Source organism: Serratia sp. H402Y, assembly GCF_051172415.1.
In the GTDB taxonomy this organism is placed as follows: domain Bacteria; phylum Pseudomonadota; class Gammaproteobacteria; order Enterobacterales; family Enterobacteriaceae; genus Serratia; species Serratia ureilytica.
Window position 1 is genome coordinate 845,155 of the sequence record NZ_JBPIYZ010000001.1, and the last position, 22,913, is coordinate 868,067.

The 22,913-nt window shown below is 58.6% G+C and carries 18 protein-coding genes; 16 read left to right on the top strand and 2 right to left on the bottom strand.

Annotated elements, in window-relative coordinates:
• The first annotated feature begins 256 nt into the window (after window positions 1–256).
• The 6 genes from cmk to lpxK all read left to right on the top strand — a co-directional run bounded on the left by cmk (window position 257) and on the right by lpxK (window position 8,456).
• Window positions 257–946, top strand: a complete 690-nt coding sequence (gene cmk / locus ACSBQS_RS04200; RefSeq protein WP_004928270.1) for a (d)CMP kinase — start codon at window positions 257–259, stop codon at window positions 944–946.
• Between the two features lie 184 nt (window positions 947–1,130).
• On the top strand, window positions 1,131–2,804 hold the full coding sequence (gene rpsA, locus ACSBQS_RS04205; RefSeq protein WP_004928267.1) for a 30S ribosomal protein S1: 1,674 nt from the start codon (window positions 1,131–1,133) through the stop codon (window positions 2,802–2,804).
• Window positions 2,805–2,866: 62 nt separating this feature from the next.
• Window positions 2,867–3,151, top strand: coding sequence for an integration host factor subunit beta (ihfB, locus tag ACSBQS_RS04210; protein ID WP_004928264.1), 285 nt, complete (start codon window positions 2,867–2,869; stop codon window positions 3,149–3,151).
• 315 nt (window positions 3,152–3,466) lie between these two features.
• Window positions 3,467–5,692: a ComEC family protein gene (locus ACSBQS_RS04215; RefSeq protein WP_405051136.1), complete on the top strand. Its 2,226-nt coding sequence runs from the start codon at window positions 3,467–3,469 to the stop codon at window positions 5,690–5,692.
• 35 nt (window positions 5,693–5,727) lie between these two features.
• Window positions 5,728–7,476: a lipid A ABC transporter ATP-binding protein/permease MsbA gene (msbA, locus tag ACSBQS_RS04220; RefSeq protein WP_033642563.1), complete on the top strand. Its 1,749-nt coding sequence runs from the start codon at window positions 5,728–5,730 to the stop codon at window positions 7,474–7,476.
• Entirely contained in the window at window positions 7,476–8,456 is a 981-nt protein-coding gene (lpxK, locus tag ACSBQS_RS04225) for a tetraacyldisaccharide 4'-kinase (protein ID WP_042784110.1), read from the top strand. Before msbA ends, lpxK begins: the two co-directional genes overlap by 1 nt.
• Before the next feature lie 2 nt (window positions 8,457–8,458).
• Here the strand turns inward: lpxK and hglS are convergent, their stop codons facing one another.
• The gene (gene hglS / locus ACSBQS_RS04230; RefSeq protein ID WP_434989740.1) at window positions 8,459–9,865 is read right to left on the bottom strand and encodes a 2-oxoadipate dioxygenase/decarboxylase HglS; all 1,407 of its coding nucleotides are present in this window, start codon (window positions 9,863–9,865) and stop codon (window positions 8,459–8,461) included.
• Window positions 9,866–10,390: 525 nt separating this feature from the next.
• On the opposite strand from hglS, the gene cspE reads away from it, so the two are divergent.
• The 6 genes from cspE to ACSBQS_RS04260 all read left to right on the top strand — a co-directional run bounded on the left by cspE (window position 10,391) and on the right by ACSBQS_RS04260 (window position 14,660).
• Complete coding sequence (cspE, locus tag ACSBQS_RS04235; protein WP_004928244.1) at window positions 10,391–10,600, top strand: transcription antiterminator/RNA stability regulator CspE; 210 nt, start codon at window positions 10,391–10,393, stop codon at window positions 10,598–10,600.
• A 223-nt stretch (window positions 10,601–10,823) separates the two neighbouring features.
• Window positions 10,824–11,045 (top strand): cold-shock protein, encoded by a 222-nt coding sequence (locus tag ACSBQS_RS04240; RefSeq protein ID WP_004928241.1) that lies wholly within the window; start codon window positions 10,824–10,826, stop codon window positions 11,043–11,045.
• A 113-nt stretch (window positions 11,046–11,158) separates the two neighbouring features.
• Window positions 11,159–12,385, top strand: coding sequence for a winged helix-turn-helix domain-containing protein (locus tag ACSBQS_RS04245; RefSeq protein WP_434989743.1), 1,227 nt, complete (start codon window positions 11,159–11,161; stop codon window positions 12,383–12,385).
• Between the two features lie 297 nt (window positions 12,386–12,682).
• A complete protein-coding gene (locus ACSBQS_RS04250) occupies window positions 12,683–12,865 on the top strand; it encodes a Trm112 family protein (RefSeq protein ID WP_004928237.1) in 183 nt (60 codons plus the stop codon).
• Window positions 12,862–13,611, top strand: coding sequence for a 3-deoxy-manno-octulosonate cytidylyltransferase (kdsB, locus tag ACSBQS_RS04255; protein WP_033642567.1), 750 nt, complete (start codon window positions 12,862–12,864; stop codon window positions 13,609–13,611). The genes ACSBQS_RS04250 and kdsB overlap by 4 nt, the downstream gene beginning before the upstream one ends.
• Before the next feature lie 152 nt (window positions 13,612–13,763).
• On the top strand, window positions 13,764–14,660 hold the full coding sequence (locus ACSBQS_RS04260) for a YcbJ family phosphotransferase (RefSeq protein ID WP_047024941.1): 897 nt from the start codon (window positions 13,764–13,766) through the stop codon (window positions 14,658–14,660).
• An 8-nt stretch (window positions 14,661–14,668) separates the two neighbouring features.
• Here ACSBQS_RS04260 and elyC read toward each other — a convergent pair whose 3' ends face one another.
• Entirely contained in the window at window positions 14,669–15,442 is a 774-nt protein-coding gene (gene elyC / locus ACSBQS_RS04265; protein ID WP_042784114.1) for an envelope biogenesis factor ElyC, read from the bottom strand.
• Window positions 15,443–15,594: 152 nt separating this feature from the next.
• Here elyC and cmoM point away from each other — a divergent pair, with 152 nt between their 5' ends.
• The 4 genes from cmoM to mukB are packed head-to-tail and all read left to right on the top strand — an operon-like array spanning window position 15,595 to window position 22,853.
• Window positions 15,595–16,380 (top strand): tRNA uridine 5-oxyacetic acid(34) methyltransferase CmoM, encoded by a 786-nt coding sequence (cmoM, locus tag ACSBQS_RS04270; RefSeq protein WP_033642570.1) that lies wholly within the window; start codon window positions 15,595–15,597, stop codon window positions 16,378–16,380.
• On the top strand, window positions 16,377–17,699 hold the full coding sequence (gene mukF, locus ACSBQS_RS04275; RefSeq protein WP_004928228.1) for a chromosome partition protein MukF: 1,323 nt from the start codon (window positions 16,377–16,379) through the stop codon (window positions 17,697–17,699). Before cmoM ends, mukF begins: the two co-directional genes overlap by 4 nt.
• On the top strand, window positions 17,680–18,408 hold the full coding sequence (gene mukE / locus ACSBQS_RS04280) for a chromosome partition protein MukE (protein ID WP_047024940.1): 729 nt from the start codon (window positions 17,680–17,682) through the stop codon (window positions 18,406–18,408). Before mukF ends, mukE begins: the two co-directional genes overlap by 20 nt.
• On the top strand, window positions 18,405–22,853 hold the full coding sequence (mukB, locus tag ACSBQS_RS04285) for a chromosome partition protein MukB (RefSeq protein ID WP_197666402.1): 4,449 nt from the start codon (window positions 18,405–18,407) through the stop codon (window positions 22,851–22,853). The genes mukE and mukB overlap by 4 nt, the downstream gene beginning before the upstream one ends.
• Window positions 22,854–22,913: the final 60 nt, after the last annotated feature.

Genomic DNA, 22,913 nt, shown 5'->3' on the forward strand with positions numbered 1-22,913 from the left:
GTCAGATCATTTCTTTTAAGGCCCCTTTGCGGGCCTTTATCGTTTTTAACCCCCGGCGACCGGCGTTTCTTCTATACTTTTTCGCGGTTGTGCGCTTATTTTCAACAACCGGACAGTTCCAGGGTAACAGATCGCCGTAGGGCAGCGTATAATACGCCACCGTATTTGCCCCTGATTGGGCAGGTGACAGAGCACCCGGGCTTCGAGTCGAAGCGCGCCGTGTCTCTGTGAGGTTTTCTACCTGAAGGAGAGAGAAATGACGGCTACAGCCCCGGTGATAACCGTTGATGGACCAAGTGGCGCAGGCAAAGGCACGCTATGTAAAGCGTTGGCCGAGTCCCTTGGTTGGCGTTTGCTGGATTCCGGCGCGATCTATCGCGTGCTGGCGCTGGCGGCGTTGCATCATCAGGTGGATATCACTTCTGAGGAAGCGCTGGTTCCGCTGGCCGCACATCTCGATGTTCGCTTCGTTGCCCAGGACGGCAAGCTGCAAGTGATTTTGGAAGGTGAGGACGTCAGCAATGAGATCCGCACCGAAACCGTCGGCAACACTGCGTCGCAAGCGGCGGCGTTTCCGCGCGTGCGCGAGGCGCTGCTGCGCCGCCAGCGCGCGTTTCGCGAGGCGCCCGGCCTGATTGCCGATGGCCGCGACATGGGCACGGTGGTGTTTCCGGACGCGCCGGTCAAGATTTTCCTCGACGCCAGCTCGGAGGAGCGCGCGCACCGCCGCATGCTGCAGTTGCAGGAAAAGGGCTTTAATGTTAACTTTGAACGTCTTTTAGCCGAGATAAAGGAACGGGACGACCGTGACCGTAATCGGCCTATCGCGCCTCTGGTGCCCGCTTCTGACGCCCTCGTGCTGGATTCTACCAGCATGTCGATCGAAGAAGTGATCCGGCAGGCGTTGACGTATGCACAGAAAGTGTTGGCGTTGCCGCAGCAATAAGCGCGGCGGCGCTATTGGCTTTTTGTCATATTTGTCATAGCGGTATCGCAATATATCGGGTAAAATTTTACCCCTGTAACCTTAAACCCTGTCGGCATGGAGCCAATGGCGGGGTATGTGAAACAACCCCATTCGGCGGGACGCTAAATGGACGTTAAACTAAAGAACCCTGAAGATTAACAACATGACTGAATCTTTCGCTCAACTCTTTGAAGAATCCTTAAAAGAAATCGAAACCCGCCCGGGTTCCATCGTTCGTGGCGTCGTTGTTGCTATCGACAAAGATATCGTACTGGTTGACGCCGGTCTGAAATCTGAGTCTGCCATCCCGGCTGAGCAATTCAAAAACGCCCAGGGCGAGCTGGAAATCCAGGTTGGTGACGAAGTTGACGTTGCTCTGGATGCTGTTGAAGACGGCTTCGGTGAAACCCTGCTGTCCCGTGAGAAAGCTAAGCGTCACGAAGCTTGGATCACGCTGGAAAAAGCCTACGAAGAAGCTGAGACTGTAACCGGTGTTATCAACGGCAAAGTGAAGGGTGGCTTCACCGTCGAGCTGAACGGCATCCGCGCGTTCCTGCCAGGTTCCCTGGTTGACGTGCGTCCGGTACGTGACACTCTGCACCTGGAAGGCAAAGAGCTTGAGTTCAAAGTCATCAAGCTGGATCAGAAGCGCAACAACGTTGTCGTTTCTCGCCGTGCGGTTATCGAATCCGAGAACAGCGCTGAGCGCGATCAACTGCTGGAAAACCTGCAGGAAGGCATGGAAGTTAAAGGTATCGTTAAGAACCTCACTGACTACGGTGCATTCGTTGATCTGGGCGGCGTAGACGGCCTGCTGCACATCACTGACATGGCTTGGAAACGCGTTAAGCATCCAAGCGAAATCGTCAACGTTGGCGATGAAATCACTGTTAAAGTGCTGAAGTTCGACCGCGAGCGTACTCGTGTATCCCTGGGCCTGAAACAGCTGGGCGAAGATCCATGGGTTGCTATCGCGAAACGTTACCCAGAAGGCACCAAGCTGACTGGCCGTGTAACCAACCTGACTGATTACGGCTGCTTCGTAGAAATCGAAGAAGGCGTTGAAGGTCTGGTACACGTTTCTGAAATGGATTGGACCAACAAAAACATCCATCCGTCTAAAGTTGTTAACGTGGGCGACGTAGTGGAAGTGATGGTTCTGGACATCGATGAAGAACGTCGTCGTATCTCCCTGGGCCTGAAGCAGTGCAAATCCAACCCATGGCAGCAGTTCGCAGAGACCCACAACAAGGGCGACCGCGTTGAAGGTAAAATCAAGTCTATCACTGACTTCGGTATCTTCATCGGCCTGGACGGCGGCATCGACGGCCTGGTTCACCTGTCTGACATCTCCTGGAACGTTGCAGGCGAAGAAGCAGTACGTGAATACAAGAAAGGCGACGAAATCGCTGCGGTTGTTCTGCAAGTTGACGCAGAGCGCGAGCGTATCTCCCTGGGCGTGAAGCAACTGGCTGAAGACCCGTTCAATAACTACCTGTCTATGAACAAGAAAGGTGCTATTGTTACTGGTAAAGTCACTGCAGTTGACGCCAAAGGTGCTACAGTTGAATTGGCAGGCGGCGTAGAAGGTTACCTGCGTGCATCTGAAGCCTCTCGCGACCGCATTGAAGATGCAACTCTGGTTCTGAACGTAGGTGACGAAGTTGAAGCTAAATTCACCGGCGTTGACCGTAAGAACCGCGTTGTAAGCCTGTCCGTACGTGCTAAGGACGAAGCTGACGAGAAAGACGCCATCGCAACTGTTAACAACAAACAGGAAGAAGGCAACTTCTCTAACGCAATGGCTGAAGCTTTCAAAGCGGCTAAAGGCGAGTAATGACGGGGGGCGGTCTCTGACCGCCCCGATACGGTAGTTTAGCTGCAAAGCTTGGAGGTACTATGACCAAGTCTGAACTTATTGAAAGACTTGCTGGCCAGCAATCTCATATTCCGGCGAAGGCCGTTGAGGATGCAGTGAAAGAGATGCTTGAGCACATGGCCGCTACGCTGGCCGAGGGCGAACGCATTGAGATCCGCGGATTCGGCAGTTTTTCTCTTCACTACCGTGCCCCGCGTGTAGGTCGCAACCCGAAAACCGGTGACAAAGTTGAGCTGGACGGCAAGTACGTTCCTCACTTCAAACCAGGCAAAGAGTTGCGTGACCGCGCCAATATCTATGGCTAGTCGCTGACTGCTCATAGCGTTGTTGCTTGAAAAGAATATAAAACGGTGCCTGTAAGGCGCCGTTTTTTTTCGCCTGCAATTCTCCGCGACACGCTCGCGAGTTGCGTACTGCGCCGCATTGACGATGTGGCTCCTGCAAAGATCTCTCTTATCCTGCCATGTTCAGCGCATCTTCGTTAAAGCCCGCTGGCGGCGACGTGTCGCCTGAATGATCCTGCTTGCTTGCCGTGACGCGTTTTTGCTCATGGCGGAGCCGATGGGAGAAAAGCGATCAAAATTTCGCTGGATCTGGCGATATTCGCCGTTATCTGCGGCATCCTGCCGCTGTTGGTTTTACCGCAGTTGCCTGAGCAATGGCTGCTGTGGCCGCTTTTGCTTTTTGTCTGTTTACTGCTGCGCAGGCCATTCTGCCGTTATTTGGCCTGCCTGGGGTTGGGGTTCGCGTGGGCGGTTTTCAATGCCGGAAGCCTGATCGGGCAAATGGAGCGTTTGAGCCGCGGGCCGGAAGTGACGGCGGTGGTGCAGGTAAGCAGCATCGCGTTGAATCCGGCTGCCAGCAAGCAGACGCTGATGCGTATCGAGCGAATCGATGGCCATTGGCTGGCGCCTGCATTGATGTTTACCACGCTATGGGCCCCGGAACAGCAGCGGTTGTGCGCCGGGCAGCGTTGGCAATTGAAACTGCGCTTGCGGCCGGTGCACGGTAAGCTCAATGAAGGGGGCTTCGACAGCCAACGTTGGGCGATCGCACAGCGCCAGCCGTTGACGGGCCTGGTCAGGCAGGCCCGTTTGCTGGATGGCGGTTGTAGCCTGCGTCAGCGCATAATCAGCCATGCGGAAACCAACATCGGTGAGCTGCGTTACAAGGCGGTATTGTTGGCGCTGGCGTTTGGGGAGCGAACCGCGCTGGAACAGCCTTTACGCACGCTGATGCTGAAAACCGGCATTGCGCATTTAATGGCCATTTCAGGGCTTCATGTGGCGATGGTCGCCATTTTGTTCTGGGCTGCGCTGCGGGCGCTGCAGTTTTTTCTGCCCTCCCATCTGATTGGCTATCGTTTTCCCCTGGTCGCGGGCTGGGTGGCGACGCTGATCTATGTCTGGTTGGTGGGCGCCCAGCCGCCGGCGGTGCGTACCGTGTTGGCCATGACATTGTGGATGTTGCTGCGCCTGCGCGGCGTTCATTGTTCTTCCTGGCAGGTGTGGCTATGGTGTATTGGGCTGATTTTGCTGTGCGATCCGCTGGCGGTATTGTCAGACAGTTTCTGGCTATCGGTGCTGGCGGTAGGTTGCCTGATTTTTTGGTTTGAATGGGCGCCGCTCGGTGAGCGATTCCGGTCGGCCTGGTATTGGGCGCCGGTGCGCTGGCTGCATATTCAGCTTGGCATGACGCTGCTCTTGGTGCCGATGCAGGCCGCGCTGTTTCTGGGCCTGACGCTGACCTCGCTACCCGCCAATCTGTGGGCGGTACCTATTGTCTCATTGGTGACGGTGCCGCTGATTTTGCTGGCGGTGATATTTGGCTTCTTTCCCTCGTTAAGCTACGGGCTATGGTGGCTGGCGGACTTCACGCTGTACTGGGTGTTTGTGCCGCTGCATTACCTGCAACGCGGTTGGGTGGATCTGGGGGCTGCCTCGCTGCTGGCCAGCGCGGCGGGGTGGCTCATCGTCGTCTGTTGGCGCTTTCATTGGTGGCGGCGTTATGCACCGGGGCTGGCGACGATAGCGATATGCTGTGTGCTGTGGCGGGAAAAAGAGCCGGGATACCGCTGGCGAGTCGATATGCTCGATGTCGGGCACGGCTTGGCGGTGGTCATTGAGCGAAACGGCAAGGGAATACTGTACGATGCCGGCGATCGTTGGCCAGGCGGCAGCGCCGCCGAACGGCATATTTTGCCAATGTTGAACTGGCGGGGGATTGAATTGGAACAGATCATTATCAGCCATGATCATCTCGATCATACCGGTGGCCTGCCGACGGTGCGACGGGCGTTTCCAGAGGCTACGATACGCAGCCCGATGCGCGGGGAGGGGCACTTGCCCTGCGTCGCCGGTGAGCGCTGGCGCTGGCAAGGGTTGCAATTCGAAGTGCTGTGGCCGCCGAAAACGCGTAAAAAGCCGGGCAATGACGACTCTTGCGTGATCCGTATCGACGACGGGAAACACAGCCTGCTGCTGACCGGCGACGCGGAAAAAAAGGCGGAGGCGCAGCTGCTCCGATTGCGGCGCGATCGCTTGGCGGCGACGGTGTTGCAGGTGGGGCATCATGGCAGCAAAACCTCTTCCACGCCGCCGTTTCTGCGTGCGGTCAATCCTCAGGCGGCATTGGCGTCAGCATCTCGTTACAACAAATGGCGTTTGCCGGCGCGTAAAGTGGTCGCCAGATACCGGGCAAATGGCATTATATGGCGCGATACGACGCGCTCCGGCCAGTTATCGGTACTTTTTTTCGACAACGATTGGCAAATTAAAGGCTTTCGCGAACAATTAATGCCCCGTTGGTACCATCAGCGGTTTGGCGTAGAGGGTGATAATGAGTAAAATAGGCCGCTATTTCTTCCGATGCTGGTATTTGCATGATGAATGATAAAGATCTCTCGACCTGGCAGACATTCCGTCGACTCTGGCCGATGATCACTCCTTTTAAGACCGGGCTGATTGTAGCCGCCATTGCGTTGATTATGAACGCAGCGGGGGACACGCTGATGCTGTCTCTGCTTAAACCGCTATTGGACGATGGGTTTGGAAAAACCGACAGCAGCGTGCTGGTGTGGATGCCGTTGGCCGTCATCGCGCTGATGTTGATGCGCGGCGTAACCAGCTTTGTTTCAAGCTACTGCATTTCCTGGGTTTCCGGCATGGTGGTGATGCAGATGCGCCGCCGCCTGTTTGGCCACATGATGAGAATGCCGGTGGCCTTCTTCGATCAACAGTCCACCGGGACCCTGTTGTCGCGCATTACCTATGATTCCGAACAGGTGGCTTCCTCCTCTTCCAGCGCGCTGGTGACCGTGGTGCGCGAAGGGGCTTCGATCATTGGCCTGTTCATCATGATGTTCTATTACAGCTGGCAGCTGTCGGTGATCCTGATCGTGCTGGCGCCGATCGTCTCCATTGCCATTCGCCTGGTGTCCAAGCGTTTCCGCAACATCAGCAAAAACATGCAGAACACGATGGGGCAGGTGACCACCAGCGCCGAACAGATGCTGAAAGGCCATAAAGAAGTGCTGATCTTCGGCGGCCAGCAGGTGGAAACCGAGCGCTTTAATTCGGTCAGCAACCGCATGCGTCAGCAAGGCATGAAGCTGGTTTCCGCGTCTTCGATTTCCGATCCGATCATTCAGCTGATCGCTTCGCTGGCGCTGGCGTTCGTGCTGTTTGCCGCCAGCTTCCCAAGCGTGATGGAAACCCTGACCGCCGGTACCATTACCGTGGTGTTCTCGTCGATGATTGCGCTGATGCGTCCGCTGAAGTCGCTGACCAACGTCAATGCCCAGTTCCAACGCGGGATGGCGGCGTGCCAGACGCTGTTCTCCATTTTGGATATGGAACAGGAAAAAGATACCGGCACCCGCGAAGTGAAGCGCGCGAAAGGCGATATCGAATTCCGCAATGTCACCTTCTACTACCCGTCCAAGGAAACGCCGGCGCTGCGTGATATCAACCTGAACATCGCCGAAGGCAAGACCGTAGCGCTGGTGGGCCGTTCCGGTTCGGGGAAATCGACCATCGCCAACCTGTTGACGCGTTTCTATGATATCCAGGAAGGCGAAATTCTGATGGATGGCCACGATCTGCGCGAATACACCCTGGCCTCACTGCGTAATCAGGTGGCCCTGGTTTCGCAAAACGTGCACCTGTTCAACGACACCATCGCCAACAATATCGCCTATGCGCGTGAGAGCGAATACAGCCGCGAGCAGATCGAGAAAGCGGCCGAAATGGCGTACGCGATGGACTTCATCAACAAGATGGAAAACGGCCTGGATACGGTGATCGGTGAAAACGGCGTCATGCTGTCCGGCGGCCAACGCCAGCGCATCGCCATCGCGCGCGCGCTGCTGCGTGACTGCCCGATCCTGATCCTGGATGAGGCGACCTCTGCGCTGGATACCGAGTCCGAGCGGGCCATTCAGGCCGCGCTGGACGAACTGCAGAAAGACCGAACTTCACTGGTGATCGCGCACCGTCTGTCGACTATTGAAAAGGCGGACGAGATCCTGGTAGTGGAAGACGGCCGCATCGTCGAACGCGGTGAGCACGCCGAGTTGCTTGAGCGGCAGGGCGCCTATGCGCAGCTGCACCGTATGCAGTTTGGTCAATAATGATTGAGCGCATCTGGTCCGGCGGTTCGCTGCTTTATCTGGCGCTATTGCCGCTCTCGTGGCTGTATGGCCTGTTCAGTTGGCTGATCCGCCTCAGTTACCGCTGCGGCCTGCGTAAAAGTTGGCGTTCGCCGGTGCCGGTCGTGGTGGTGGGTAATCTCACCGCCGGCGGCAACGGCAAAACGCCGATGGTGATCTGGCTGGTGGAGCACCTGCAGCAACGGGGCTACCGAGTTGGGGTGGTGTCGCGCGGCTACGGCGGCAAGTCAGCGGTCTATCCTCTGGTGCTGGGTCAGAATACGTCGACCCGCGAGGCGGGCGATGAGCCGGTGCTGATTTATCAGCGTACCGGGGCGCCCGTGGCGATCGCGCCCAAGCGCGCCGAGGCGGTGCAGGCTCTGCTGCAACAACAGCCGCTGGATGTGATCATCACCGACGACGGCTTGCAGCACTACGCTTTACAGCGTGACTTCGAGCTGGTGGTCATCGACGGTGTGCGTCGGTTCGGTAACGGCTGGTGGTTGCCGGCCGGGCCGATGCGCGAGCGCGCTGCGCGGCTTGGCAGCGTCGATGCGCGCGTCGCCAATGGCGGCGTGGCGCAGGCCGGGGAAATTGCCATGCGTCTGCAGGCGCGTGATGCGGTGAACCTGCTGAGCGGTGAACGTCGCCCGGCGGCCGAGCTGCCGCGCGTGGTGGCGATGGCGGGTATCGGCCATCCGCCGCGTTTCTTCGCGACGTTGGAAAAGTTGAACGTCGAAGTCGTGCAGGAAGTGGCGTTTGCCGATCATCAGGAATATCAGCAGGCGCAGCTGGCGGCGTTGGTTAATGCAGATCAAACGCTGTTGATGACGGAGAAGGACGCGGTGAAGTGTCGCGCCTTTGCCCAGCCCAATTGGTGGTATCTACCGGTTGATGCGGTGCTACCGTCCGCTCAGGCTGAGCAACTGCTGCAGGATATCGAGTCCCTGCTGTCTAAGTAATCTCAGGATGCCAGCGTGACAAGCCCCAAGGCTTGCGCGCAGGCTTCCAGCGAGCGCTGCTGGGTTTGCTGATACAGCGCCAGCTCGTCGATCACCTCACTGCCCAACGCTTGTTCAAACGCTGCCCGGCTTGACGCCGCATTGTACTGTGTATGGCGGCTGTCCCCCAGATTCGATTGGAAAATCCCCGCCGCGCTGACCGGCAGAAAATCTTCATATACCAGTGGCTGGAAGCGAACGTGTTCTTTCTCGATCAGTTGCTCCAGGGTGCTGTGCTTATCCAGTGATTCTTTGGCCGCCAGGCCGCATTCGGTCGGGAAATAGCGGAACCAGGCCAGCTGTTGCTCGCGCAGCGTGGCGTAATCATCCGGAAACGCCCGGAAGTTTTCTTCCAGCAGCTGATAATAGCGTTCGGCATTTTTCTCGCTCGGCGGCGCCTGCAGCGCATCGTTGGTGGCCTTCAGCAGACGGTCGTAGAGTTCTCTTCCTTTAGTCGTCAGCGCCACACCGCGCTGTTCAATCTCGCCGAAGCGCGCGGTATGATGACCGGCGACGACGCGGCCGTCATGCTCGACGAAATCGACGCGTTCTTCCAACGCCTTGAAGCTGGTCTGGCGCAGCAGGATCGCGCGACGGCGACGCGGCGGGCCCTCGATGACCGCCTTGGGCGTAATGCCGCGGGCGGGCATCGCCTGCTGAACGCGATCGATATCCAGCGTGCGCGGTGTCAGATGATTGATATGCGGCCCTTTAAACGCCACCACGTCGGCGATTAGGCGATGCTGATCGTGCAACTGCCGGTATTCTTCGGCGCTGACCGTCGCCTGGTTGTGCCAGCGGAAGGTTTCCAGCGCTTGTTCGACAAATTCTTGCGCCTGCACTTCATTCAGCCCGCCTTGCGCTTCCTGCAGCGCGATCAGTTCCAACGCGCGATCGGTAAAGATGCGGCGGCGCGCCAGCAAGCGCTCGGCCAGCTTACGCAGCGCGGGATCTTCTATCAGCTCCAGGCGCAGCAGGGAGGTAAACACGCGGAACGGACTGATTTGCAGGGCGTCTTCGTGTACGGCGCGAAAGGCGGTCGAGTGCACGGGAACGCCCGCCACCGACAGATCATAGTAACCGACCGGCGCCATGCCCATCACCTGGAACAGACGGCGCAGGGTGGCCAGTTCGGCAGCCGTGCCGACCCGGATCGCGCCGTGGCGCTCCATCGCAAGGCGTTCGATCTCGCCGGTGATTTGCAGTTGATGAGCCAGTGCGGCATCTTCGCGCAGAACCTGTCGGTTGGTTTCCGCCACCAGTTCCAGCAGATCGCCGTACAGCGGTACCTCCTTTTGGTACATGTCCGACATCGCGTGAGAGAATCTGGCGCGGATTTCATTAGGTGAAACGAACTGCTGGGCGGTCATGCGCATAGCTCCTTGATTCAGCATAATCTGAAAAATAGTGTTTTTAGCGGCAAAAGTGCTGGCGAAAAAGCCGTCTGCCTTGTTTTCCCCTCAAGTTTAGCCATCTGATTTGGGATTTGTTATAGACGTGGCAAGCATATTAGAGTTTTATGCGTTAGCTCTCATTTGCAGCGCACGGACGGACAAATGATGCCCCGGTGAGGAGGGGAACGCGATGGATCGGCCGCGGCGAGCGTTAAATTAAGTCATGCATATTCAGGGGGATAAAAATAAATTCGACGTATTTATGAATTTAATGCAATAAACCCCTTGTGCATTCACCATTTTTATGAGTAAATGCAAGTCGGCCTGTGATCCAGACCTATTTATGTTCGAGTTTAGAGTTAAGCAGTTCCTCCAAAAACGTTATCATCCGATTCCGCTTCAAAGACGAACCTTCTAAGTACCTCCCATAAGTAATGTTTCTGAAATGGCCGCAATTGCCTCTTATGGCAGATTTTGTAAATATATTTAAAGGTAAAAGTAATGTCTAAGAAGACGGGTCAAGTTAAATGGTTCAACGAAAGCAAAGGTTTTGGTTTCATTGAGCAGCACGATGGCGGCAAAGATGTATTCGTACACTTCTCCGCAATCATGACCGACGGTTTCAAGACCCTGGCTGAAGGCCAGCGCGTCGAGTACACCATCCAGGACAGCCCGCGCGGGCCGGCTGCCGCCAACGTAGTTGCTCTGTAAGAAGACAGGGAACGCGTATAAAGAGATCTTAATACAACCATGGTGACGCTTCAGCGCTGAGTCATGCGGAAGATATTAAGTTCAACAAGCCCGCCTTAGTGCGGGTTTTTTAATTTTTTGCTCACGAGAGGTTTGTTACGAAAAACTTTAGGATGGGCTGGTAGCGTCCAGACAATATAAAAAATGACGTTGTCAAGGATGCTCAAGTAAAAGGATATAAGTTATGTTTAAAAATACTGTGTTAAAAATGGGCCGTGTGAAATGGTTTAATCAGGCCGAAGGCTATGGTTTTATTTCACCGGTAGATGGCAGCGACGAAATCTATGTCAATCGCAACGCTATCGCCAACACCAAAAATAAGTCGTTGAACGAAGGTCAGAACGTTGAGTTCTCGATCTATCGCAGCTCGCATGGGCTGTCCGCGGCAGACGTTATCGCGTTCTGATCGCATCCTCCTTCCTCGCCAGTGCCGGTGTCGCCACCCGCAAGCACTGGCGAAGATAAATCCCGCGATATCCACTATTATCAGGCCATTGCCTACTCGCCACGGATATCAGGATGACCACCCCGACCATTTCCCTTACCGCCGCTCGCGCGCTGCACCTTGCCGCCCAGGGGCTGCTTTCTCCGCTTAAACGCCAGGCTCGGCCCGATGACGTCGTGAGTGCGATCCAGCGCATGGGGCTGTTACAAATCGATACCATTAGCGTCGTTGCTCGCAGCCCGTATCTGGTGCTGTTCAGCCGTTTGGGAGCCTATCAGCCGGAGTGGCTTGAACAGGCGCTCGCCGGCCGCAAGCTGTTCGAGTATTGGGCGCACGAGGCCTGTTTCCTGCCGATCGAAGATTTTGGTCTGCTGCGCCACCGCATGCTGGCGCCGCATGATATGGGCTGGAAATACTCCGCCGACTGGGTGCAGCAGCACCAGGCCGCGATGGACAGCTTGCTGCGGCACATCGAACAACAGGGGCCGGTGCGCTCCGCGGATTTCAGCGCCGAGAAGAAGGGCAACAGCGGGTGGTGGGACTGGAAACCAGAGAAACGGCATCTGGAGATCCTGTTTACCGCCGGCAAGCTGATGGTGGCCGAACGTCGCAATTTCCACCGGGTTTACGATCTGACCGAAAGGCTGCTGCCGGCCTGGGACGATGCGCGGCATGCGCTGCCCGTGGAGCAGGCGCGCCGGCAGATGCTGTGCCGCACCTGCCGCTATCTGGGCATTTTCCGCGCCGAGTGGTTGGCGGACTACTATCGGCTGACGCGCGTGGCACCAAAAGCCTTGCTGGCAGCGCTGCAGGAGCAGGGCGAGATTACGCCGGTGCGGGTCGAGGGGCTGGAAGGGCCGTTTTATGTGCATGAATCACTGGCGGAACTGCTGCCGCTGGCGGAGCAGGGCAAACTCAAATCGACGGTCACCAGCCTGTTGTCGCCTTTTGATCCGGTGGTGTGGGATCGTCGTCGGGCGCTGGAGCTGTTCAACTTTGACTATCGGCTGGAGTGTTACACGCCGAAAGAAAAACGCCGCTACGGTTACTTCACGTTGCCGGTGCTGCATCGGGGCGACCTGGTGGGGCGGATTGATGCCAAGGCGCACCGACGCCAGGGCATCTTCGAGATCATCAGTTTCCATGCGGAGCCGCAGGTGCGCTTCGGCAAACAGCGAACGCAGGATATCCGGCAAGCCATCGCGCGCACGGCTCATTGGCACGGCGCGCAACGCGTTGCGCTGGGCGACATTCCGGCGGCGTTGGCCGCTGAATGGGGAGCCGGCTGGGAAGTGGGATAACGAGCGACGCCGTCGGTGGGGTAAAACGAAGTTAAGCGCCGCTCGTTACAAAGGGGGCTCAGTGGCTGAAGTTAGCGAACAGAGCGATGATTTTATGCAGACGTTTGATCACGTATTACGGTCTTTTTTGTGATTTTAATCACAAAATTCTACGCCGTGTGGCGCCGCAGTTCAAGCCGTTGCGCGGGCGCCATGAGGAAATATCGGCGGCTTGGTGCCGCCGATGATTAACCTGAGGCCGGGCGTTATGCTATCCTCACAGCCTTCCCAGATGACCTATCCCCTTGCGGAGGATGCATGGACCACCGTTTACTCGAAATCGTTGCCTGCCCGGTATGCAACGGCAAACTCTATTTCAATAAAGAAAACCAGGAGCTGGTGTGCAAAGCGGACGGGTTGGCTTACCCGCTGCGCGACGGCATTCCGGTGCTGTTGGAAAATGAAGCGCGTGCGCTGTCGCTGGACGAGAAGCACGCATGAGTTTTATCGCTATTATTCCCGCCCGCTACGCCTCAACCCGTTTGCCGGGCAAACCGCTGGCCGATATTCACGGCAAGCCGATGGTGGTGCACGTGATGGAACGCGCCCGTGAGTCCGGCGCCAGCCGGGTCATCGTGGCGACCGATCACCCTGAAGTCGCCAAAGCGGTAGAAGCCGCCGGCGGCGAAGTGTGCATGACCAGCCCGGATCACCATTCCGGCACCGAGCGTTTGGCGGAAGTGATCGCGCACTACGGCTTTGCCGACGACCAGATCATCGTTAACGTGCAGGGCGATGAGCCGCTGATCCCACCCGTTATCGTGCGGCAGGTGGCGGAAAACCTGGCGGGCAGCCAGGCCGGCATGGCGACGTTGGCGGTGCCGATCGACAGCGCCGAAGAGGCATTCAACCCCAATGCGGTGAAGGTCGTGATGGACGCGCAGGGCTACGCGCTCTACTTCTCGCGCGCCACCATTCCCTGGGATCGCGAGCGTTTCGCCGCATCGAAGGAGAGCATCGGCGACAGCCTGCTGCGCCACATCGGCATCTATGCGTACCGCGCCGGTTTCGTGCGCCGCTACGTCAGCTGGGCGCCGAGCCAGCTGGAGCAGATCGAGCTGTTGGAACAGCTGCGCGTGCTGTGGTACGGTGAAAAAATCCACGTGGCGGTCGCGAAAGCGGTCCCGAGCGTGGGGGTCGATACGCCGGAAGATCTCCAGCGCGTGCGCGACAGCATTCAACCCTGAGCCTGATTTCGTCGGCGCGGCGCGCAACGCGCCGACGATGCAATACCTCCCATTATTGATCCCCGTTTTGTTGATCTGCGTTGAAGAATTTTTCCGCTCACCGTTCGATGATGTTACGCATACCCCCCTTATTAGCCTGAGGTGAATGCCTTATGGAGCAGTTACGCGCCGAACTGAGCATCGTGCTGGGTGAGTCCGTCAGCCGGCTGGAGCGGGTGAGCGAGCAGCCTTATGCGCACATGTATTCACTGTACGATCGCCAGGGCAACGCTATCCCGCTGATGGCGAAAAGTTTTATCTGCCAGGGCATCGCCCAGCAGGAGGCGTACAAGCTGTCGATGCTGGCGCGCGACGGGGATATCCGCCTGCCCACGGTGTACGGCGTGGTATGCACCCACCAGGCGCCGTATACGGAAATCCTGCTGATCGAGCGTCTGCGCGGCGTGTCGGCCGAAGCGCCAACGCGTTCGCCGGATCGCTGGAACATGTTAATGGAGCAGATCGTTGACGGGATGTTGGCCTGGCACCGCATCGACAGCCATGGCAGCGTCGGCACCGTTGACAGTACGCAGGAGAATGACTGGTTTTGCTGGTATCAACAGCGGGTCGAAGTGCTGTGGGCGACGGTGGTCAATCTCACTACCCCGCAGCTGACCATGGCAGATCGGCGTTTGCTGTATCGCACGCGCGAAGCGCTGACCCATTTCTTCGTCGGTTTCGACGATCCCTGCGTCCTGGTGCACGGTAACCTGTCGCTGCGCAGCATGTTGAAAGATCCCAAAAGCGATCAGCTGTTGGCGATGCTTAATCCCGGTGTGGTGCTGTGGGCGCCGCGCGAATACGATCTTTTCCGCCTCTGTGAAGCGGGCATGCCCAGCCAACTGTTGTTCAGCTATCTGCAGCGGGCGCCGGTCGCCGACGCTTTCCTGGCGCGGCGCTGGCTGTACGTGGTGTGGGAAGCGGTAGGGCGTTTGATCCATACCGGCAAGCTGGAGCGGCAGCTGTTCGACTATGCGTCGCAACAGCTGCTGCCCTGGCTGGCCGGTTGAACGGGGCCTTACTCGGCGCCGGCGCTATCCGCGCCTTTCAGCCGCTGCCACAGACTGCCCAGCGTTTCATACCAGGCGCGCTCGGTATGGCCGAGGAACATGGACGACGGCGTGGCGCGATCCCAGATATTCAGCGGCGAGTCGATCGCCAATTGGTTGGCCGGGGCCGGGATCGGGTGCAGGCCCTTAGCCTCGAAGAAACGCATGGCGCGCGGCAGATGGTTGGCGGAAGTCACCAGAAGGAAGGGGTGTTCGCCGACCAACTTGGCGACCTGAGCGGCTTCTTCCTCGGTATCGCGCGGTTCCCCCAGGATCACCATGTCGCTGCGCGGCACGCCCAGGCTTTCCGCTACCAGCGCTGCCGTGGCGGCGTTGCTCTGCATGCGTCCGCCGGGCGCGCCGGTAAACACCATCCTGGCGCCAGGGTGCGCCAGATAAAGCCGCACGCCCTCCGTCACGCGCGGCAGACTGTTGCCGAGCAGGTTCGAGCTGGGTGCCCAGTCGGGATTGTAGGTATAGCCTCCGCCCAACACCACGATGTAGCTGACCGCATCGTTGCCGCGATATGTCTGGTATTCGGCTTCGATCGGCCGCAGCAGGCGGTCGGCCACCGGTTGCAGGCTGAAAAGCAGTAAAAACAGCCAGCTCAGCGTGAAAATCGTCTTACCGCTTTTTTGCCAGCGGGTGAACCACAGCAGCAGCAGCGCCAGCCCCATCAGCAGCATCAACAGCGGCAGCGGCATCAGCAGAGCGCCAAAGAACTTTTTCAGGTTGAACAGCATCGAAAATCAGATCCTTTTGAGTGAAAAAACGGCATCCAGGCATAAACAGGCCGCAAGAAGATACATTCTAAGCCAGTCTGTGCCAAAATAGCAGGTTTGAATGGGCGTGCGCTTTGCCGCCGACAAGACTGAGATCAGCGGAGCCGTTGTCCATGCAGGATCGTAATTTTGACGATATTGCTGAAAAATTTGCGCGTAATATTTACGGCACCACGAAAGGAAAAATCCGTCAGGCGGTGGTTTGGCAGGATCTGACCGGGTTGCTGGCCCAGTTGCCGCAGCGGCCGCTGCGCATCCTTGATGCCGGGGGCGGTGAAGGCCATATGGCTTGCCAACTGGCAGAATTAGGACATCAGGTGTTGTTGTGCGATCTTTCTGGTGAGATGATCCAGCGCGCCGCGCAGCTGGCGGAGCAGAAAGGTGTGAGCCAGAACATGCAATTCGTACAAAGTTCTGCGCAGGATATCGCTCAACATTTGGAACAGCCGGTTGATCTGATATTGTTTCATGCAGTGCTTGAATGGATCGCTGAACCCGTGGCGGCGCTGCAGGCGTTGTGCGATTGTCTGACGCCGGGCGGCGCGCTGTCGCTGATGTTCTTCAACGCCAACGGTCTCTTGATGCGTAACGTGGTGTTGGGTAACTTCCAATTGGTGGATCCCGAGGTCAGACGGCGCCGCAAGCGTTCGCTGTCGCCGCAATATCCGCACGATCCGCTATTGGTCTACGGCTGGCTGGAACAGCTGGGCATGCGCATCAGCGGCAAAACCGGCGTGCGGGTGTTCCACGACTATCTGCAGAGCAGACAGCTGCAAACCCAAAAATTTGAAGAGTTACTGGCGCTTGAACAGCACTATTGCCGGCAGGAGCCGTACGTGAGTTTGGGGCGCTATATTCACGTCATGGCGCATAAACCAAACCTGAAGGACGAACTATGAGTGAATTTTCCCAGACAGTACCCGAACTGGTCGCCTGGGCACGGAAAAATGATTTCTCTATTTCGCTCCCTACGGAGCGTCTCGCATTTCTGCTCGCTATCGCCACCCTGAATGGCGAACGGCTGGACGGCGAGATGAGCGAAGGTGAGCTGGTTGATGCATTTCGCCATGTCAGCAAGGGTTTTGAACAGACGCATGAAACGGTGGCGATGCGCGCCAACAATGCGATCAACGACATGGTGCGCCAGCGCCTGTTGAACCGCTTTACCAGCGAACTGGCGGACGGTAACGCGATTTACCGCCTGACGCCGCTGGGTATCGGCATTACCGATTACTATATTCGCCAACGCGAATTCTCCACGCTGCGTCTGTCGATGCAGCTGTCGATCGTGGCGCAGGAACTGAAGCGCGCCGCCGATGCCGCCGACGAGGGCGGCGACGATTTCCATTGGCACCGCAACGTGTTCGCGCCGTTGAAATATTCGGTGGCGGAAATCTTCGACAGCATCGACATGACGCAACGCGTGATGGACGAGCAGCAGCAGAGCGTGAAAAATGACATCGCGGCGCTGCTGAGCAAAGACTGGCGGGCGGCGATCTCCAGCTGCGAAATGCTGCTGTCGGAAACCTCAGGCACCCTGCGCGAACTGCAGGATACGCTGGATGCGGCGGGCGATAAGCTGCAGGCCAACCTGCTGCGCATCCAGGACGCGACCCTCGGCAACGTGGAGCTGGGCTTCGTCGACAAGCTGGTGTTCGATCTGCAGAGCAAGCTGGATCGCATCATCAGCTGGGGCCAGCAGGCGATCGACCTGTGGATCGGCTACGATCGCCACGTACACAAATTTATCCGTACCGCTATCGATATGGATAAAAACCGCGTGTTCGCCCAACGCTTGCGCCAGTCGGTGCAAACCTATTTCGACCACCCGTGGGCGCTGACCCATGCCAATGCCGATCGTTTGCTGGACATGCGCGACGAAGAACTGGCGTTGCGCAGCGAGGAAGTGACCGGGGAACTGCCGCCGGATCTGGAGTTCGAAGAGTTCAGCGAGATTCGCGAACAGCTGGCGGCGATGATCGAAGAGGCGTTGAAGGTGTACCAGGAACAGCAGATGCCGCTCAACCTTGCAGCGGTGATGCGCGATTACCTGGCGCAATATCCACGTGCGCGTCATTTCGACGTGGCACGTTTAGTGGTCGACCAGGCAGTGCGCCTCGGTGTGGCTGAAGCAGATTTCTCAGGGTTGCCGGCGGAATGGCAGGCAATCAATGATTACGGAGCCAAGGTCCAGGCCCATGTCATCGACAAATATTGAACAAGTAATGCCAGTCAAGCTGGCCAAAGCGTTGTCCAACTCGCTGTTCCCGGCGCTGGACAGCCAACTGCGCGCGGGTCGTCACATCGGTATCGATGAGCTGGACAACCACGCCTTTTTAATGGATTTCCAGGATGAGCTGGAAGAGTTTTACAACCGTTACAGCGTCGAGCTGATTCGGGCGCCGGAAGGTTTCTTCTATTTGCGCCCGCGCTCCACCACGCTGATCCCGCGTTCGGTGCTGTCCGAGCTGGATATGATGGTCGGCAAGATCTTGTGTTACCTGTATCTCAGCCCCGAGCGCCTGGCGCACGAAGGCATTTTCAGCCATCAGGAGCTGTACGATGAACTGCTGAGCCTGGCGGATGAGAACAAGCTGCTCAAGTTCGTCAACCAGCGTTCTACGGGTTCGGATCTCGATCGGCAGAAGCTGCACGAGAAGGTGCGCACCTCGCTCAACCGCCTGCGCCGCCTCGGCATGGTCTATTTCATGGGCAATGACAGCAGCAAGTTCCGCATTACCGAGGCGGTGTTCCGCTTCGGCGCCGACGTGCGCAGCGGCGACGATCCGCGTGAAGCGCAGCTGCGCATGATTCGCGACGGTGAGGCGATGCCGGTTGAAACCAGCCTGTCGCTTAACGATGAGAATGACGCTGAGGATCAGCGGGTTGATAACGCTCCTGACGGTGCAGAGGATGAACAGGAATGATTGAACGCGGTAAATTTCGCTCGCTGACGCTGGTTAACTGGAACGGCTTCTTTGCCCGCACCTTTGATCTCGATGAGCTGGTGACCACGCTGTCCGGCGGGAACGGGGCGGGGAAATCCACCACCATGGCGGCCTTCGTCACCGCACTGATCCCCGATCTGACGCTGCTGCACTTCCGTAACACCACCGAAGCGGGTGCCACCAGCGGTTCGCGCGACAAGGGCCTGCACGGCAAGCTGCGCGCCGGCGTATGTTACTCCACCCTCGACGTCGTCAACTCGCGCCACCAGCGCGTGGTGGTTGGTGTGCGTCTGCAGCAGGTGGCGGGACGCGATCGCAAGGTCGATATCAAACCTTTCACCATCCAGGGCCTGCCGACCGCGGTACAGCCGACTGAATTGCTGACCCAGACCGTGGGTGAGCGCCAAGCGCGCGTGCTGTCGCTGCAAGAGTTGAAAGAGCGCGTGGAAGAGATGGAAGGCGTGCAGTTCAAGCAGTTCAACTCGATCACCGATTACCACTCGCTGATGTTCGATCTGGGCGTGATCCCGAAACGCCTGCGTTCGTCCGCCGATCGCAGCAAATTCTATCGTCTGATTGAAGCGTCGCTGTACGGCGGCATCTCCAGCGCCATCACCCGCTCGCTGCGCGACTACCTGTTGCCGGAAAACAGCGGCGTGCGCAAGGCGTTCCAGGACATGGAAGCGGCGCTGCGCGAAAACCGCATGACGCTGGAAGCGATCCGCGTCACCCAGTCGGATCGCGACCTGTTCAAGCATTTGATCTCCGAGGCCACCTCCTATGTGGCGGCGGACTATATGCGCCATGCCAACGAACGCCGCATCCACCTGGACGGCGCGTTGGCGCTGCGCAGCGATCTGTTGGGCAGCCGCAAGCAGCTGGCCGCCGAACAGTATCGCCATGTGGAAATGGCGCGTGAGCTGAGCGAGCAGAGCGGCGCCGAATCCGATCTGGAAACCGATTACCAGGCCGCCAGCGACCACCTGAACCTGGTGCAGACGGCGATGCGTCAGCAGGAGAAGATCGAGCGCTATGAAGCCGATCTGGAAGAGCTGACCTACCGCCTGGAAGAGCAGAACGAAGTGGTGGCCGAGGCGAGCGAGCAGCAGGCCGAGAACGAAGCGCGCGCCGAAGCGGCCGAGCTGGAAGTGGACGAGCTGAAGAGCCAGCTGGCCGACTACCAGCAGGCGCTTGACGTACAGCAGACCCGCGCCATTCAGTACCAACAGGCGCTGCAGGCGTTGGACCGCGCGCGCGCGCTGTGCCAACTGCCGGACCTGACCGCCGACAACGCCGAACAGTGGCTGGACACCTTCCAGGCTCGTGAGCAGGAGGCGACCGAAGCGCTGCTGATGCTGGAGCAGAAGCTGAGCGTGGCCGACGCCGCGCACGGCCAGTTCGAGCAGGCCTATCAGCTGGTGGGTAAAATCGCCGGCCAGGTCAGCCGCAGCGAAGCCTGGCAGTGCGCGCGCGAATTGCTGCGCGACTGGCCTTCGCAGCAACACCTCGCCGAGCGCGTTCAGCCGCTGCGTTTGCGCCTGAGCGAACTGGAACAGCGCCTGCGCTCGCAGCAGGATGCCGAGCGGCTGCTGCAAGAATTTTGCAAACGCCATGGTCAGGAGTACCAGCCGGACGATCTCGACATGCTGCAGCAGGAGCTGGAAGAGCGCCTGGAAGCGCTGTCGCAGAACGTCAGCGAAGCCGGTGAACGCCGCATGGAGATGCGCCAGGAGCTGGAGCAGATCCAGCAGCGCATCCGTGAGCTGACGGCGCGTGCGCCGGTTTGGCTGGCGGCGCAGGACGCCCTGAGCCAGCTCAGCGATCAGAGCGGAGAGCCGCTGGAAAATAGCCAGCAGGTGACCGAATACATGCAGCAGCTGCTGGAGCGCGAGCGTGAAACCACCGTCGAGCGCGACGAAGTGGCGGCCCGCAAGCGCGAAGTGGAAGCGCAGATCGAACGTCTCAGCCAGCCGGGCGGCGCGGAAGATCAACGCCTGGTCACCTTGGCCGAACGTTTCGGCGGCGTGTTGCTGTCGGAAATTTACGATGACGTCACCATCGACGACGCGCCTTACTTCTCGGCGCTGTACGGCCCTTCGCGCCACGCCATCGTGGTGCCGGATCTGTCGCTGGTGCGCGAGATGCTGGAAGGGCTGGAAGATTGCCCGGAAGATCTTTACCTGATCGAAGGGGATCCGCAGTCGTTCGATGACAGCGTATTCGCCGTCGAAGAGCAGGACAAAGCGGTGGTGGTGAAGATCGCCGATCGCCAGTGGCGTTATTCCCGCTATCCGGAAGTGCCGTTGTTCGGCCGCGCGGCGCGTGAAAACCGCCTGGAAGTGCTGCATGCCGAGCGTGAAACGCTGGCGGAGCGCTATGCCACGCTGTCGTTCGACGTGCAGAAAACCCAGCGTTCGCATCAGGCCTTCAGCCGTTTTATCGGCACCCATCTGGCGGTGGCGTTCGACGCTGACCCGGAAGCGGAGATCCGCAATCTGAACGCCCGTCGCGGCGAGATCGAACGTGCGCTGAACAATCACGAAGCGCAGAATCAGCAGCAGCGCCAGCAGTACGATCAGGCCAAAGAGGGCATTTCCGCGCTCAACCGCCTGATGCCGCTGGTGTCGTTGCTGAACGATGAAACGCTGCAGGATCGCGTCGACGAGATCCGTGAAGAGCTGGAAGAAGCGCAGGACGCCGCGCGCCACATTCAACAGCACGGGGTGTCGCTGACCAAACTGGAGCCGCTGCTGTCGGTGCTGCAGAGCGATCCGCAGCAGCATGAACAGCTGCAGCAGGACTACGCGCAGGCGCAAAGCGTGCAGCGTCAGGCCAAACAGCAGGCGTTCGCGTTGACAGAGGTGGTGCAGCGTCGCGCGCACTTCAGCTATACCGACTCCGCCGGCATGCAGAATGCCAACAACGATCTCAACGACAAGCTGCGCCAGCGTCTGGAACAGGCGGAAGCCGAACGCGCCCGCGCCCGTGAGCAGCTGCGTCAATATCAAACCCAGTTCACCCAATACAGCCAGGTGCTGGCCTCGCTGAAAAGCTCGTATGACGCCAAGCGCGACATGCTGAAAGAGCTGAGCCAGGAGCTGGTGGATATCGGCGTGCAGGCCGACGCCAACGCGGAAGCGCGCGCGCGTCAGCGCCGAGACGAGCTGCATGCGGCGCTGAGCAACAACCGCGCTCGCCGCAATCAGTTGGAGAAACAGCTGACCTTCTGCGAAGCCGAAATGGATGGCCTGCAGAAGAAACTGCGCAAGCTGGAACGCGACTACCATCAGCTGCGCGAGCAGGTGGTGACCGCCAAGGCGGGCTGGTGCGCGGTGATGCGTCTGGTGAAAGACAACGGCGTGGAACGCCGCCTGCACCGCCGCGAGCTGGCGTATATGGATGGCGACGAGCTGCGCTCGATGTCGGATAAGGCGCTCGGCGCGCTGCGTCTGGCGGTGGCGGACAACGAACACCTGCGCGACGTGCTGCGTCTGTCGGAAGATCCGAAGCGGCCAGAGCGTAAGATTCAGTTCTATATCGCGGTGTACCAACACCTGCGTGAGCGTATCCGCCAGGACATCATCCGTACCGATGATCCGGTCGAGGCCATCGAGCAGATGGAGATTGAACTGGGCCGTCTGACCGAAGAACTGACCGCGCGCGAGCAGAAGCTGGCGATCAGTTCGAAAAGCGTGGCCAACATCATTCGCAAAACCATTCAGCGCGAGCAGAACCGCATTCGCATGCTGAACCAGGGGTTGCAGGCCGTTGCTTTCGGCCAGGTGAAGAGTGTCCGTCTGAACGTCAACGTGCGCGAAGCGCACGCCACCCTGCTGGACGTGCTCTCCGAGCAACAGGAACAGCATCAGGATCTGTTCAACAGCAACCGCCTGACCTTCTCCGAAGCGTTGGCCAAGCTGTATCAGCGTCTGAATCCGCAGATCGATATGGGGCAGCGCACGCCGCAGACCATCGGTGAGGAGTTGCTGGACTACCGCAACTACCTGGAGATGGAAGTGGAAGTGTACCGTGGCTCCGACGGCTGGCTGCGTGCGGAAAGCGGCGCCTTGTCTACCGGTGAAGCCATCGGTACCGGGATGTCAATTCTGGTGATGGTGGTGCAGAGCTGGGAAGAAGAATCCCGCCGCCTGCGCGGTAAAGACATCTCGCCATGTCGCTTGCTGTTCCTCGATGAAGCGGCGCGTCTGGATGCCAAATCGATCGCCACGCTGTTCGAGTTGTGTGACCGTCTGGAGATGCAGCTGATTATCGCGGCGCCGGAAAACATCAGTCCTGAGAAGGGCACCACCTATAAACTGGTGCGTAAGGTGTTCCAGAACCACGAGCATGTGCACGTGGTGGGGCTGCGCGGTTTCGCCAGCGAGCCGCCGGCGCTGGGCACTGCGCCGGTCGAAACGCCGTAACGCAGAAAAACGCCCTAAAAATCTGAAAATAGCCGCCGCAGGGTGGCTATTTTTTTGTGC

What these genes read in the sequence shown, in the direction of transcription:
- cmk (WP_004928270.1), top strand. Translation starts at nt 257, where the DNA reads ATGACGGCTACAGCCCCGGTGATAACCGTTGATGGACCAAGTGGCGCA.
- rpsA (WP_004928267.1), top strand. Translation starts at nt 1,131, where the DNA reads ATGACTGAATCTTTCGCTCAACTCTTTGAAGAATCCTTAAAAGAAATC.
- ihfB (WP_004928264.1), top strand. Translation starts at nt 2,867, where the DNA reads ATGACCAAGTCTGAACTTATTGAAAGACTTGCTGGCCAGCAATCTCAT.
- msbA (WP_033642563.1), top strand. Translation starts at nt 5,728, where the DNA reads ATGATGAATGATAAAGATCTCTCGACCTGGCAGACATTCCGTCGACTC.
- lpxK (WP_042784110.1), top strand. Translation starts at nt 7,476, where the DNA reads ATGATTGAGCGCATCTGGTCCGGCGGTTCGCTGCTTTATCTGGCGCTA.
- hglS (WP_434989740.1), bottom strand. Translation starts at nt 9,865, where the DNA reads ATGACCGCCCAGCAGTTCGTTTCACCTAATGAAATCCGCGCCAGATTC.
- cspE (WP_004928244.1), top strand. Translation starts at nt 10,391, where the DNA reads ATGTCTAAGAAGACGGGTCAAGTTAAATGGTTCAACGAAAGCAAAGGT.
- ACSBQS_RS04240 (WP_004928241.1), top strand. Translation starts at nt 10,824, where the DNA reads ATGTTTAAAAATACTGTGTTAAAAATGGGCCGTGTGAAATGGTTTAAT.
- ACSBQS_RS04245 (WP_434989743.1), top strand. Translation starts at nt 11,159, where the DNA reads ATGACCACCCCGACCATTTCCCTTACCGCCGCTCGCGCGCTGCACCTT.
- ACSBQS_RS04250 (WP_004928237.1), top strand. Translation starts at nt 12,683, where the DNA reads ATGGACCACCGTTTACTCGAAATCGTTGCCTGCCCGGTATGCAACGGC.
- kdsB (WP_033642567.1), top strand. Translation starts at nt 12,862, where the DNA reads ATGAGTTTTATCGCTATTATTCCCGCCCGCTACGCCTCAACCCGTTTG.
- ACSBQS_RS04260 (WP_047024941.1), top strand. Translation starts at nt 13,764, where the DNA reads ATGGAGCAGTTACGCGCCGAACTGAGCATCGTGCTGGGTGAGTCCGTC.
- elyC (WP_042784114.1), bottom strand. Translation starts at nt 15,442, where the DNA reads ATGCTGTTCAACCTGAAAAAGTTCTTTGGCGCTCTGCTGATGCCGCTG.
- cmoM (WP_033642570.1), top strand. Translation starts at nt 15,595, where the DNA reads ATGCAGGATCGTAATTTTGACGATATTGCTGAAAAATTTGCGCGTAAT.
- mukF (WP_004928228.1), top strand. Translation starts at nt 16,377, where the DNA reads ATGAGTGAATTTTCCCAGACAGTACCCGAACTGGTCGCCTGGGCACGG.
- mukE (WP_047024940.1), top strand. Translation starts at nt 17,680, where the DNA reads ATGTCATCGACAAATATTGAACAAGTAATGCCAGTCAAGCTGGCCAAA.
- mukB (WP_197666402.1), top strand. Translation starts at nt 18,405, where the DNA reads ATGATTGAACGCGGTAAATTTCGCTCGCTGACGCTGGTTAACTGGAAC.